11 protein-coding genes and 2 pseudogenes are annotated in these 11,996 nt (G+C 66.5%); 8 read left to right on the top strand and 5 right to left on the bottom strand.

Annotated features, from left to right (window positions below; genetic code table 11):
• The first annotated feature begins 149 nt into the window (after positions 1–149).
• On the top strand, positions 150–347 hold the full coding sequence (locus OKW37_RS27305) for a DUF3311 domain-containing protein (protein WP_090807102.1): 198 nt from the start codon (positions 150–152) through the stop codon (positions 345–347).
• A complete protein-coding gene (mctP, locus tag OKW37_RS27310) occupies positions 344–1,825 on the top strand; it encodes a monocarboxylate uptake permease MctP (RefSeq protein ID WP_184064201.1) in 1,482 nt (493 codons plus the stop codon). Before OKW37_RS27305 ends, mctP begins: the two co-directional genes overlap by 4 nt.
• 175 nt (positions 1,826–2,000) lie before the next feature.
• On the opposite strand, the pseudogene OKW37_RS27315 reads toward mctP, so the two are convergent.
• Positions 2,001–3,235 (bottom strand): annotated as a pseudogene (locus OKW37_RS27315) (NAD(P)/FAD-dependent oxidoreductase).
• Positions 3,236–3,487: 252 nt separating this feature from the next.
• On the opposite strand from OKW37_RS27315, the gene OKW37_RS27320 reads away from it, so the two are divergent.
• Genes OKW37_RS27320 through OKW37_RS27335 form a run of 4 tightly spaced genes read left to right on the top strand, consistent with a single transcriptional unit; the run spans position 3,488 to position 8,033 of the window.
• Positions 3,488–4,390 (top strand): DUF3348 domain-containing protein, encoded by a 903-nt coding sequence (locus OKW37_RS27320; RefSeq protein WP_429402764.1) that lies wholly within the window; start codon positions 3,488–3,490, stop codon positions 4,388–4,390.
• Between the two features lie 10 nt (positions 4,391–4,400).
• Positions 4,401–6,758 carry a DUF802 domain-containing protein gene (locus tag OKW37_RS27325; protein ID WP_429402765.1) on the top strand — a complete coding sequence of 786 codons (2,358 nt, stop codon included), beginning with the start codon at positions 4,401–4,403 and terminating at the stop codon, positions 6,756–6,758.
• Positions 6,755–7,408 (top strand): OmpA family protein, encoded by a 654-nt coding sequence (locus OKW37_RS27330; RefSeq protein ID WP_429402766.1) that lies wholly within the window; start codon positions 6,755–6,757, stop codon positions 7,406–7,408. Before OKW37_RS27325 ends, OKW37_RS27330 begins: the two co-directional genes overlap by 4 nt.
• Positions 7,401–8,033 (top strand): DUF2894 domain-containing protein, encoded by a 633-nt coding sequence (locus tag OKW37_RS27335; RefSeq protein WP_429402767.1) that lies wholly within the window; start codon positions 7,401–7,403, stop codon positions 8,031–8,033. The genes OKW37_RS27330 and OKW37_RS27335 overlap by 8 nt, the downstream gene beginning before the upstream one ends.
• Positions 8,034–8,092: 59 nt before the next feature.
• Here OKW37_RS27335 and OKW37_RS27340 read toward each other — a convergent pair whose 3' ends face one another.
• Positions 8,093–8,353: a zf-TFIIB domain-containing protein gene (locus tag OKW37_RS27340; RefSeq protein WP_090807087.1), complete on the bottom strand. Its 261-nt coding sequence runs from the start codon at positions 8,351–8,353 to the stop codon at positions 8,093–8,095.
• Between the two features lie 7 nt (positions 8,354–8,360).
• Positions 8,361–9,113 (bottom strand): TerC family protein, encoded by a 753-nt coding sequence (locus OKW37_RS27345; RefSeq protein WP_429402768.1) that lies wholly within the window; start codon positions 9,111–9,113, stop codon positions 8,361–8,363.
• Positions 9,114–9,233: 120 nt separating this feature from the next.
• Between OKW37_RS27345 and OKW37_RS27350 the strand changes: the two genes are divergently transcribed.
• On the top strand, positions 9,234–10,115 hold the full coding sequence (locus OKW37_RS27350) for a LysR family transcriptional regulator (RefSeq protein WP_187611205.1): 882 nt from the start codon (positions 9,234–9,236) through the stop codon (positions 10,113–10,115).
• 44 nt (positions 10,116–10,159) lie between these two features.
• Here OKW37_RS27350 and OKW37_RS27355 read toward each other — a convergent pair.
• A pseudogene (locus OKW37_RS27355) lies at positions 10,160–10,366 on the bottom strand (hypothetical protein); the annotation flags it as partial.
• Between the two features lie 148 nt (positions 10,367–10,514).
• Between OKW37_RS27355 and OKW37_RS27360 the strand changes: the two are divergent.
• Complete coding sequence (locus tag OKW37_RS27360; RefSeq protein WP_429402769.1) at positions 10,515–11,189, top strand: HAD family hydrolase; 675 nt, start codon at positions 10,515–10,517, stop codon at positions 11,187–11,189.
• A gap of 12 nt (positions 11,190–11,201) precedes the next feature.
• Here OKW37_RS27360 and OKW37_RS27365 read toward each other — a convergent pair whose 3' ends face one another.
• On the bottom strand, positions 11,202–11,990 hold the full coding sequence (locus tag OKW37_RS27365; RefSeq protein ID WP_429402770.1) for a hypothetical protein: 789 nt from the start codon (positions 11,988–11,990) through the stop codon (positions 11,202–11,204).
• Positions 11,991–11,996: the final 6 nt, after the last annotated feature.

Genomic DNA, 11,996 nt, shown 5'->3' on the forward strand with positions numbered 1-11,996 from the left:
TACATGCCCGTCGCATACCGCGCCGCGCGAGGCCTGGCGCTCGAGTGTGCGACGTTCCCCGATTTTCCGCCTGACCTCAGGCAACCGGGCATTTGCGCGTCGGGCCACGAGCCATCGCGCGCGCTGTCGATAATACTCAGGAGACGTTCGTGGAGACCTCCCCCTCGGCCGGCCGTTCATGGCTCTGGCTCATTTTGCTGATCCCTTATATCGCGCTGCTGTGGCTGCCGTTCTATAACGACACGCATCCGCCGCTCGCGGGCTTTCCGTTCTTCTACTGGTATCAGTTTCTGTGGGTGCCGTTGACCTCGCTGCTGATTTACATCGTGTATCGAGGTCTCAAATGAGCGATCTGAATCCTGTGAACCCGGTTGCGATGACGGTCTTCATCGCGTTCTTCGTGCTCGTCACGGTGATCGGCTTTTTTGCCGCGCGCTGGAAACGCGGCGATCTGACTCAACTGCACGAGTGGGGTCTCGGCGGACGGCAGTTCGGCACGGTCATTTCGTGGTTCCTCGTCGGCGGCGATTTCTATACCGCCTATACGGTGATCGCGGTGCCCGCGCTCGTTTATTCGGTGGGCGCGTATGGCTTCTTCGCGCTGCCGTACACGATCATCGTTTATCCGTTCGTGTTCGCAGTGATGCCGAAGCTGTGGAAGGTTGCGCATGCGAAGAACCACATCACCGCGGCCGACTACGTGCACGGCGAGTACGGCGGCAAGTGGTTCCCGGCGGCCATCGCGCTGACCGGCATCGTCGCGACGATGCCGTATATCGCGCTGCAGCTGGTGGGCATGCAGGTCGTGATCAAGGGGCTCGGCGTCAGCGGCGAATTGCCGTTGATCGTCGCGTTCGTGATCCTCGCGCTCTATACGTATGCAAGCGGCCTGCGCGCGCCGGCGATGATCGCGTTCGTCAAGGACATCATGATCTATATCGTCGTGATCGCGGCGGTATGGCTGATTCCGGTGAAGCTCGGCGGCTATGGGCACGTGTTCGCACTGGCCGATGCGCACTTCCAGGCGAAGGGCGGCGCGACCGGTATCCTGCTGAAGCCGAATCAGTACACGGCGTTCGCATCGCTCGCGCTCGGTTCGGCGCTCGCCGCGTTCATGTATCCGCATACGATGACGGCGGTGCTGTCGTCGGCGTCGGCAAAGACGGTGCGCAAGAACGCGATCTTCCTGCCGGCCTACACGGTGCTGCTCGGCCTGATCGCGCTGCTCGGCTATATGGCGATCGCCGCCGGCGTGAACGTGAAGTCGGCAAGCGACGTGGTGCCGACCCTGTTCGGCACGCTGTTCCCGTCGTGGTTCGTCGGTTTCGCGGCTGCCGCGATTGCGATCAGCGCGCTGGTGCCGGCCGCGATCATGTCGATCGGCGCGGCGAATCTGTTCACGCGTAATCTGTGGCGTCCGCTGGTGTCGCCGAACATCTCGCCCGAGGCGGAGGCAGCCAATGCGAAGATCGTTTCGCTGGTCGTCAAGTTCGGGGCGCTGCTGTTCATCGTGTTCCTGCCGACGCAGTATGCGATCGATCTGCAACTGCTCGGTGGCGTGTGGATTCTGCAGATTTTCCCGGCCATCGTGTTCACGCTGTACACGCGCCGTCTGAACACGCCAGGTCTGTTCGTCGGCTGGCTCGTCGGTATCGTGCTCGGCACGGGCCTTGCGATTTCGCAAGGGCTCAAGCCGGTGTATGGCCTGCATTTCGGCCACGAGAACTATCCGCTGTATATCGGCCTGATCGCGCTCGTCGCGAATATCGTCGTGAGCTTCGCGGTGTCGGCAGTGTCGCCGCGACGGGCTGCCGTGACGGCCTGATCGACGGTTGTCCGGCTCGATGAAGAACGCCGCGGGGCTGTTGGCCCGCGGCGTTTTTTATTGCTTCGACGGCTGGCGGCTTGGTTGGAGGCGTGCCATGAGGGCGGCTTTAGCGTGAGATGACGATAATTGAGCGATGAAGGCGGGGATTTCGAGCAGGCCTCAGACCATCCGGCTAAAACCGCTCGACTCGAAACGGCCGCGGATCGACCAGCGTCTGCTCGCCGGTCATCATCTCGGCGATCAGCCGCCCCGTCACCGGTCCGAGCGTCAGACCATGATGCGCATGGCCGAACGCGAACCACAGTCCCTGATGTTTCGTCGCGGGCCCGATGATCGGCATCATGTCCGGCGTGCAGGGGCGGCGTCCCATCCACGGTTCGGCATCCAGACGTTCGCCGAGCGGAAACAGCGTGCGCGCGATCGGCTCGACCGCGTCGAGTTGCACCGGCGTCTTGGCCGCCTCGGGTCGCGCGATTTCGGCGCCCGTGGTCAAACGGATGCCGCGCGCCATCGGCGCGAGCACATAGCCGTGTTCGACGTCGAGAATCGGATGGTTCAACCGCGCGCTCCGACGCGGCGCGTAGTGCATGTGATAGCCGCGCTTGACCGCGAGCGGCAGCCGATACCCGAGCCGCGTGCTCGCGCGATCCGACCACGGTCCGAGCGCGATCACCGCCGACTCGGCCGTGATCGCCCCGTCCCGCGTCTCGACCTGCCAGCCTTCACGCAGCGTGTCGGCATCGCCGATGAAGAACCGTCCGCCGAGCGCTTCGAAGTACCGCGCGTATGCGGTGACGAGCGCGTTCGGATCGCTGACCGAATCGGATTGCGGATAGCGCAGCCCGCCTTGCAGACGCTTGTCGAGATCGGGTTCGAGCTGTTGCAGGCGCGGCGCGTCGAGCGTTTCGAACTCGACGCCGTACTCGCGATGCCACTGTTCGGCGAGGCTGGTTTCGGCGTCGCGCGCGCGGCGGCATGGCGAAACACCTTGATCCAGCCGATCGGCCGCAGCAGCGCGCTGGCACCGGCGTCCGCGGCAAGCGCGCGATGTTCGCTGACACAATGCTCGATCAGCGTCGCGTACGATTTCGCGATTTCCGCGTGCTTCGCCGGATGCGAGTTGCGCCAGTAGCGCCACAGGAACGGCGCAACCTGCAGCATCGCGTCGGCGTGATAGCGCACGTCGGGCGACTGGTTGCGCGCGTAGCGCAGCAGGGTGCCGAGCCCGCGCGGAAACGCGTACGGATAGACGCCTTCGCGCTGGATCAGCCCGGCGTTGCCGAACGAGGTCTCGTTGCCCGCCTGCTTACGGTCGATCAGCGCAACCGCGCGGCCGCGTTTCTGCAGATGCACGGCGACGCACACCCCGACAATGCCGGCGCCGAGCACCACGGTATCGAATTTCATGCTCCCTGTCCGCCTTGCGTGTGTTCTGTGTGTTGTCGACGCTCCGCCGTGTTCGTGCGCAGCGAGGCGCCAGCTTTCATCTTATACAGGGATAGGTCCGCTTCGCTATTGGCAAAAAAGCCGCGCTCGGGAAAACGCCCGAATGCCAGGTTCGATCGGGCAAAACCGTGTCTTTCGACGCACGATCGAGCGGGCGACTTAGGACTCGCTGGCGTCTGCGTGTAAACTGCTGACTTTTTTGCGTCCGGTGGTATGTTGCAAGCCCCTCAGCGCAGCGCCCTCACTGGGCCTGCGCTCGTTCGCTTACTGGCCCGTCTCGCCGAGGCCGACGTCGCCGAATCGCGACAATCGCTGGCGGATCGGCTGAGCCAGTGGCTCGGCTGGACCGACGCGATCGCGTTGTCGTCGGCGCTGGATGGCAAGCCGCCGTCCGTCGCTGGTGGCGCGCGCGCGTTCGGCCGTGCGGAAGAGGAAGAGTGCACGCGCGTGCGCCGCTCGCTGGTGAGCGCAATCGCGAGCGATAGCGTGCTCGCCGGCTCACGGCGGCGCGGCCCGTCGCCGTCGTCCGCCCGGATGTCGGCGCCGCGCGTGGCGGTCGACACGCAGGCCGACTACACGGTGTTCCGACAGCGCTATCTCGCGCTTCAGCAGTCGATGGAAACGGCGATCGGCACGTTGCGTGGCCGGCTGCGCGCGTTGCTGGCGACGCAGGCGCCGTCGCTCGCGCGGCTCGCGGTCGTCGATGCGGTGATGGAGCGTGCGCTCGGCGAGCGCGAGCGGAGTTTGCTCGGCGCGGTGCCCGGGTTGCTCGGCGGGCACTTGGAGCGCTTGCGCGAGGGTGAGAAGCGGAGGATGGCGGAGGCGGAAGCAGCGGCCGAAGTTGCCGCTGATGCCGATCCCACGCGGCAGCAGTCGGCCGAAGTCGAAGCCGGCGCTGCAGCCATGCAGCCGGAAGCAGCCTTGGCTCACGTCAAAGCAAGCACCGCAGCCACGCGGCTCGCCAGGTCGACCGATGGCGGCAACGCTGCCGTGCCGCTCGCGTCCGAGGCGTGGCTCGACGTCTTCCGCAAGGACATGCAGAGCGTTTTGCTGGCCGAGCTGGAGGTTCGTTTTCAACCGGTCGAAGGGCTGCTCGCGGCTCTTCGCGCCTGCTAACTGGGACCCCATGTCCAGATATCGTATCGATCTCGTTGTATTTCTCGCGGGGCTCTCCGCGGCGTGCTGGATCGCCGTCGGTTATGCCGTTTCCAATCCGCTCGCGTTCGTCGTCACGCTGCTGATCGGCGTCTTCTACGTGCTAGGCGCGCTCGAATTGCGCCGCTATGGTCAGGCGACCGCCACGCTGACAGGCGCGCTCGCCGCGTTGTCCGGACCACCGCCGAGCCTCGCCGCGTTTCTCGAACCTGTCCATCCGAGTCTGCGCAATAGCGTGCGGCTGCGCGTCGAAGGCGAGCGCGTCGCGTTGCCGGGACCGGCGCTGACGCCGTATCTGGTCGGTCTGCTAGTGCTGCTCGGCATGCTCGGCACGCTGCTCGGCATGGTGATGACGCTGCGCGGCACCGGCCTTGCGCTGGAGAGCGCGAGCGACCTGCAGGCGATCCGCGCATCGCTGGCCGCGCCGGTCAAGGGGCTGGGCTTCGCGTTCGGCACGTCGATCGCGGGTGTCGCGACGTCCGCGATGCTCGGGCTGCTGTCCGCGCTGTCCCGCCGCGAGCGGCTCGAAGCGGCGCAACAGCTCGACGCGAAGATCGCGACGACTTTGCGCATCTACTCGCAGAGCCATCAGCGCGAAGAAAGCTTCCGGCTGCTGCACCGCCAGGCCGAAGCGACGCCGCTGCTGGTCGAACGTCTGCAGACGATGATGAGCGCGCTCGAACAGCAGAGCGCCGCGTCGAACGAGCGGCAGATCGCGAGCCTCGACGCGTTTTACGGCCGCACCGAAGCCGCCTATCTGCGGCTCGCCGGTGTGATCGAGCAGTCGCTGAAGGACAGCGTGGCCGGCAGCGCGCAGGCCGCCGGCAAGGCCCTGCAGCCGGTCGTCGAAGCGACGATGGCCGGCCTCTCGCGCGAAACCGCCGCGTTGCACGACGCGGTCACCCAGGCCGTGCAGCGCCAGCTCGACGGCATGTCGAGCGGCTTCGCGGCGACCAGCGCGAACGTCGCCGAAATTTGCCACAGCGCGCTCGCCCGACATCGGCAGGCGAGCGACGAGTTGGCCGCGCAACAGCGCGCTTCGGTCGAACGCGTTGCCGAAGCGTTCGAACAGCGCTCGCTCGCGCTGCTCGACGGCGTATCCGCGCGGCTCGAAGCGACGGCGAGCGGCATGTCGCAGGCCTGGGGCGACGCGTTGGCTCAGCAGCAAAGCGCGGGCGACAAACTCGCCGCCAACAACGAACAGGCGTTGGCGCGCGCCGCCGCGACGTTCGAGCAGCATGCCGCGGCGTTGCTGAGCGCGGTCGGTAGCTCGCATGCGAACTTGCAGACCGAACTGAGCGCGCGCGACGAGCAGCGTTTGGGCGCATGGGCCGAGGCGCTCGACGCGATGGGTGCGAAGCTCAGCGAACAATGGCAGCAGAGGGGTGCGCAAGCCGCCAGCCATCAGCAGCAGATCTGCGACGCGCTTGCGCAAACGGCACGCGATATCTCCATGCAGACGCAAACGCATGCCAGCGCGACGATCGCGGAAATCGATCGACTGGTTCAAGCCGCGGCTGAAGCACCGAAGGCGGCGACAAACCTGCAAGCCGAACTCGCCGCGCGCGACGAACAGCGCTTCGCGGCATGGACCGAAGCGCTCGCCGCGATGACCGCAAAGCTCGACGAACAATGGCAGCAAACGGGTTCGCAAACCGCGACCCGTCAGCAGCAAATCTGCGACGCACTCGCGCAAACCGCACGCGATATCTCCACGCAGACGCAAACGCATGCCAGCGCGACGATCGCCGAAATCGGGCGCCTCGTGCAAGCGGCGTCGGAAGCGCCGAAGGCCGCTGCCGAAGTCGTCGCGGAACTGCGCCAGAAGCTCTCCGACAGCATGGTCCGCGACACCGCGATGCTCGAAGAGCGCAGTCGTCTGCTCGCCACGCTGGAGACGCTGCTCGACGCAGTCACCCACGCGTCGACCGAGCAACGCACGGCCGTCGATGCCTTGGTCTCGACGTCGGCGGGTCTGCTCGAACGCGTCGGCAATCGCTTCACCGAACACCTCGAGCACGAGACCGGCAAGCTCGGCACGGTCGCCGCGCAGGTCACCGGCAGCGCGGTCGAAGTCGCGAGCCTCGGCGAAGCATTCGGCGCGGCCGTGCACACCTTCGGCGAAGCGAACGACAAGCTCGTCGCACATCTCGAACGCATCGAAGCAGCGCTCGACAAATCGCTCGCGCGCAGCGACGAACAGCTCGCCTACTACGTCGCGCAGGCGCGTGACGTAGTCGACCTCAGCGTGATGTCGCAGAAGCAGATCGTCGAAGACCTGCAGTTGCTGGCAGCGCAGCGCGCGAGCGCTGGAGCCGACGCGGTATGAGCGAGGACATCGACGGCGGCGTGGAAACCTCCGCGCCGATCTGGGCCGCGTTCGGCGATCTGATGTCGGTGCTGGTCGGCGCGTTCGTGCTGATTCTGATCAGCGTGATCGGCGTGCAGCTCGAACTGTCGAGCAAGCTCGAGCAGGAGGTCAAGCAGCGCCAGGCTGAAACGCAGCGCCGCAAGACGCTCGAACAGGCACTCGCGGGACCGCTCGCGGCGGGGCGCGTGACGCTCGTCAATGGGCGCATCGGCATTAGCGGCAACGTGCTGTTCGCGCTGAACTCCGCCCAACTGCAGCCTGAGGGTCGCGCGCTGCTGAAGAGTCTCGCCGGGCCGCTGTCCGCGTATCTGCGCGCGAGCGATCAGATTCTGATGGTCAGCGGCTTCACCGACGATCAACGCCTGCGCGAAGGCAATCGACGCTTCGCCGATAACTGGGAGCTGTCGGCGCAGCGCGCGTTGACGGTCACGCGCACGCTGATCGACGAGGGCGTGTCGGCGTCGTCGGTGTTTGCGGCGGCATTCGGCTCGGAGCAGCCGGTCAGTTCGAATGCCGACGAACCCGGCCGCGCGAAAAACCGCCGCGTCGAAATCGCGCCGGTGCCGCGGCCGTCGAGTGCGGCGGGAGCGGAGAAGTCCGGTGCTTGACGACGCGATCCACGCGGCTCGCGCGAGGCTCGATGCATGGCGCGCGAGCGGCGCGGCTCGGCTCGATCCGGTGCGCTTTCATCTGCTCGACGCGCTTACGCGGCGCGCGGCACAGCACAGCGGCGAGCCGCGACGAGTGCTCGAGCAACGATTGGCAGGACTGCTGGCCGACTATACGGCCGAGGTCGAGCGTGCCGCTGCGGACGAGAGCGCGTCGCAAGCCACGTCCGGTGAAGCCAACGCGGCCAACGACGCCACGCTCGCGGCGCTGATCGAACGCCTCGCCCGCCACCACGCGCGCGCCGATGCTCCGCACGCTGCCGCCTATCCCGATCTGCCCGCAGTCGACTACTTCCGCGAAGTCTGGTCCAAACTGCGCACCGAAAAGCAGTTGCGCCAGTCGCTCGCGCAGGTGCCAGGCAACGCGGGGCCGCTCAATTCGAGCAGCCTCGTACATCGCGCGCTGTCGTTGATGCGCGAGCTGTCGCCGGAATATCTGAAGCAATTTCTGTCGTATGTCGATACGCTGTCGTGGCTCGAGCAGATGAACGGCGGCGCACCGCTCGACAAGGAAGCGCCGCGCGGCGCGACGACCGGCAAGGGCGTTCGCAAGAAGGTGCGCTGATAGGCGCGCTGATGCGCTAACGGCGGTTGGAATTTGCGTGCGCCAAGCCGCCGAAGCGTTCAGTCGAAGTCGAACACATCGAAAATCGAGCGCTTCTTTTGATACCCGCGATGTTCGTCGCGACGCTCCTCGTAACGCTGCCGCTCGCTTTCCAGGGCACGCTCGCCGCGCCGCGAGCCGTCGCCGTCATCCTGCGCAATCAACTTGTCCAGTTCGCCGCGATCGAGCCATACGCCTCGGCAGTCCGGACAGTAATCGATTTCGATCGAGCGGCGCTCGGTCATCAGCAGATCGGTCGTTTTGCAGACTGGGCATTTCATCACGGCATCACTCCTCGCTGCTTGCCAGACGTTTCGTTTTCGCGCGCCGCGCGAGCATGTTCATCGCCTCGACGAACGCGGAAAACGCCATCGCCGCATAGATATACGCCTTCGGAACGTGCGAGCCGAAACCATCGGCGATCAGTGTCATGCCGATCACGAGCAGGAAGCTCAGCGCCAGCATCACGATGGTCGGATTGCGATCGATGAAGCGCGCGAGCGGCTGCGCCGCGAACAGCATCACCATGATCGACACGATCACCGCGACGAACATGATCGGCAGGTGCTCGGTCATGCCGACCGCGGTGATGATGCTGTCGACGGAAAACACGAGGTCGAGCAGGATGATCTGGCCGATCGCGGCCGCCACGGTCAACTGCACGGTCGAGCTGGTTTTCGCGGCGAGTTCGTCAGCGGGGATCATGTGCTGACGGATTTCGGTGGTCGCCTTCCACACGAGGAACAGGCCGCCGCCGACGAGGATCAGATCGCGCCACGAAAAGCCATGATTGAACAGCGTGAACGCGACCGCGGTCAGCTTCGTGATCCACGCGATGGTGCTGAGCAGAAGCAGCCGCATCACCAGCGCGAGCAGGAGCCCGATGCGCTGCGCGCGCGGGCGTTGCGCTTCCGGCAAGCGGTTGCTGAGGATCGAAATGAAGATCAGGTTATCGATGCCGAGCACGATCTCCATCACGATCAGCGTGACGAGCGCGGCCCACGCGGCGGGATCGGCAACGAGTGCGAACAGGGAGTCCATGAGGTGGCGGAATCGAGTGCGCCGCGAGCGGCGGAACCGCCATCATGGGCCTATTCGCGGTTCGAATGAACCAGTGATAACCTGAACGACGTTTCGGATTTTTCGAAGTATCGGATTAGCATGCTCAACTATCGTCACCTGTACTACTTCTGGATCGTCGTGAAGGAGGGCGGCTTTGCGCGCGCGGCCGGGCGGCTCGACATGGCCGTGCAAACGATCAGCGCGCAGGTGCGCGAGCTCGAGAAAGCGCTTGGGCGCCAGCTGTTGAAGCCGGCCGGGCGCGGCGTCGCGATGACCGAGGCCGGCGAGCAGGCGTTCGATCGCGCGGAGCAAATCTTCCAGCTGGGCGAGGCGTTGCTCGACGAGATGCGCGAAGCGAGCGGCGCGGACTCGGTGCGGCTCGCGGTTGGGCTGTCGGATGGGATTTCGAAGCTCGCCGCGCATGCGTTGCTCGCGCCGGTGCTGGCCACGCCGTCGCTCAGGCTGCTGTGTCACGAGGGAGAGCCCGCGCAGCTGTTGTCGGAGCTTGCGCTGCATCGGCTCGATCTGGTGCTCGCCTGTCAGCCGGCGCCGCACGGCGCGGATCTGCGCGTGCTGAGCCAGCGCGTCGCGGGCTCGCCGGTCGACTGGTACGGGCCCGCGCAGGTCGTACGCAAGTCGGCGCGCGACGGCTTTCCGCTCTGTCTCGCTGACCTGCCCGTGCTGCTGCCGACCCGTCACGGCGCGCTGCGCGCGCGGCTCGACCGATGGTTCGAGTCTCAGGGAATCAGGCCGCGCGTCGTCGGCGAATTCGAGGACAGCGCGTTGATGGCGGTGTTCGCGGCGCGCGGGCTCGGCGTGTTTCCGCTCGCCGAGCTCGGCGCCGAAGATCTCACGTTATCGAGGGGCTTGCGCTGGCTCGGCCGCGCGGACGGCGTGATCGAGGAGATTCACGCAATCCGCTCGCGACGCGGCCAGCATCATGCGCTCGCGTCGCAGGTGATCGCGGCGGCGCAGTCGTGAGGGCATCGCACTGTCGCGGCGCGCCACGCCTGCGCCGCGCGAGATCAGAACGCGTGAGGCATGCCCACCGTCACCGCGACTCGCGTATTCGTCGACGTCGGCGGCAGCGTGTTGAGAGTCGCGTGCGACAACACCGAATCGGCCGGCGGGCCCTGCGAGTACGAAAGGCCGAAGCCGTACGAGCGGTTGTTCGCGAAGTTGCCGGCCTTGTTGCCGAACGAGTTCATCGTCTCGAACGTCAGACCGTGGTAAAGCGAAATCGGAGCAAATACGCGCCCATCTGCGGGAATTTGCGCACATCGTGTAGAGACCGTAAGCGTCGTCAAGGGCGACGAGCCGCCCTGGCCGTTTCATCGACACATGGCATAGTGATTGAACCCATCATCACCGGAGGCCGGCATGCGCATCCAGACATCCTTTCTTTTCGACCTCGACGGCACGCTCGTCGACAGCGTCTATCAGCACGTGCTGGCGTGGAAAGAGGCGCTCGACAGCGAAGGTATCCCGCTGTCCGTCTGGCGTATCCATCGCAAGATCGGCATGAGCGGTGGGCTGTTCATGGACCAGTTGCTGCGTGAGACACACGGCGAGATCAGCGTCGAACGCGCCGAACGGCTGCGGCACGCGCATGCGGCCGCCTATCAGCGGATGCGCGCCCAGGTCTGTCCGCTGCCGGGCGCGCGCGAACTGCTCGACGCGCTGACCCAGGCCGGCACGCCGTGGGCCGTCGCGACGAGCGGGCGGATGGAAACCGCCGCGCTGAATCTGGCGGCGCTCGGCGTCGATCCGGCAAAGGCGGTCGTCGTCACGCGCGACGACGTCAAATACGCGAAGCCCGATCCCGACCTGTTCCTCGCCGCGGCCGAGCGGCTCGGCGTGTCGATCGAGCACACGGTCGTGGTCGGCGACAGCATCTGGGACATGCTTGCGGCCCGCCGCTGCCGCTCGCTCGGTGTCGGCCTGCTGTCGGGTGGCTATGGCACCGAGGAACTGGAGCGCGCGGGGGCGTTGCGCGTCTACGACGATCCGGCCGATCTGCTCGCGCACCTCGACGAGGTGGCGTCGCGGCCGTGAGCGCCGCGTCGCTCAGGGTTTGATGATGGGCGGCTCCGCGGCGGGCTGCGTCGGTCCCACCTTCGACGATTCGCGGACCAGCCGATCGGTCATCGCCGACGCGACCGGATTCGTGCCGCGGCCGCTACCCGCGCCAGCCCCCGCGGGATTGGCAGACTGCAACGGCACGGTGACGCCGGACGGCATCGGCAGCGACGGGTCGGGTTTCGCCGATTCCTTGACCAGTTGGTCCGTCAGCATCGCGGCGACCGGGTTGGCGCCATTCGGGTGCGTGTCGTCGCGCCGGCGGGCATGGGTCTGGTCGATGCGCGGCCCGTACTGCGGCCTCGGTTGAGCCTTTTGCTGTGCGTACGACTGCGACTTCGAGGGGGCGTGCGCGCCTGCGGCCGGATTGGCCGCGGGCGGCGCCGCGTTATCGATGCGGCCGCTCGCGGTCTGGCTCGACTGGGGCGTGACGCTCGGCACGGGCGCGGCCGCTGTGGCGGGCAGGGACGGGGCGGGGGCGGGGGTGGGCGCCTCAGCAGGCGCCTGAGCGGCTCCCGGAGCCGGAGTGGCCGACTCCATTTGCGGCAGCGCCGATTGCGGCGCGGGCGGGCTCACGGGTTGCGCAGGCTTCACGCTGGCGCCAGCGGCACGCGTCGCATCGGTCTGCGGTTCCGATTCCACCGCGCCGGTGATGCTGCGGGTCACCGCGCCGGTCACGGCCGGCGCCTGATCGTCCCTGGGGTACAGCAGATAACCGGCGACGCCCGCATCGACCACGAGCAGCCCGACTATCATCATCTTGCCGGTATTCGTCATATCTAA

It is taken from the genome of Paraburkholderia sp. MM5482-R2 (assembly GCF_050436125.1).
Taxonomy (GTDB): domain Bacteria; phylum Pseudomonadota; class Gammaproteobacteria; order Burkholderiales; family Burkholderiaceae; genus Paraburkholderia; species Paraburkholderia tuberum.

Excerpts from the sequence above, each read along its gene's own strand:
- mctP (WP_184064201.1), top strand. The coding sequence starts at position 344 with ATGAGCGATCTGAATCCTGTGAACCCGGTTGCGATGACGGTCTTCATC.
- OKW37_RS27320 (WP_429402764.1), top strand. The coding sequence starts at position 3,488 with ATGTTGCAAGCCCCTCAGCGCAGCGCCCTCACTGGGCCTGCGCTCGTT.
- OKW37_RS27325 (WP_429402765.1), top strand. The coding sequence starts at position 4,401 with ATGTCCAGATATCGTATCGATCTCGTTGTATTTCTCGCGGGGCTCTCC.
- OKW37_RS27330 (WP_429402766.1), top strand. The coding sequence starts at position 6,755 with ATGAGCGAGGACATCGACGGCGGCGTGGAAACCTCCGCGCCGATCTGG.
- OKW37_RS27340 (WP_090807087.1), bottom strand. The coding sequence starts at position 8,353 with ATGAAATGCCCAGTCTGCAAAACGACCGATCTGCTGATGACCGAGCGC.
- OKW37_RS27345 (WP_429402768.1), bottom strand. The coding sequence starts at position 9,113 with ATGGACTCCCTGTTCGCACTCGTTGCCGATCCCGCCGCGTGGGCCGCG.
- OKW37_RS27350 (WP_187611205.1), top strand. The coding sequence starts at position 9,234 with ATGCTCAACTATCGTCACCTGTACTACTTCTGGATCGTCGTGAAGGAG.
- OKW37_RS27360 (WP_429402769.1), top strand. The coding sequence starts at position 10,515 with ATGCGCATCCAGACATCCTTTCTTTTCGACCTCGACGGCACGCTCGTC.
- OKW37_RS27365 (WP_429402770.1), bottom strand. The coding sequence starts at position 11,990 with ATGACGAATACCGGCAAGATGATGATAGTCGGGCTGCTCGTGGTCGAT.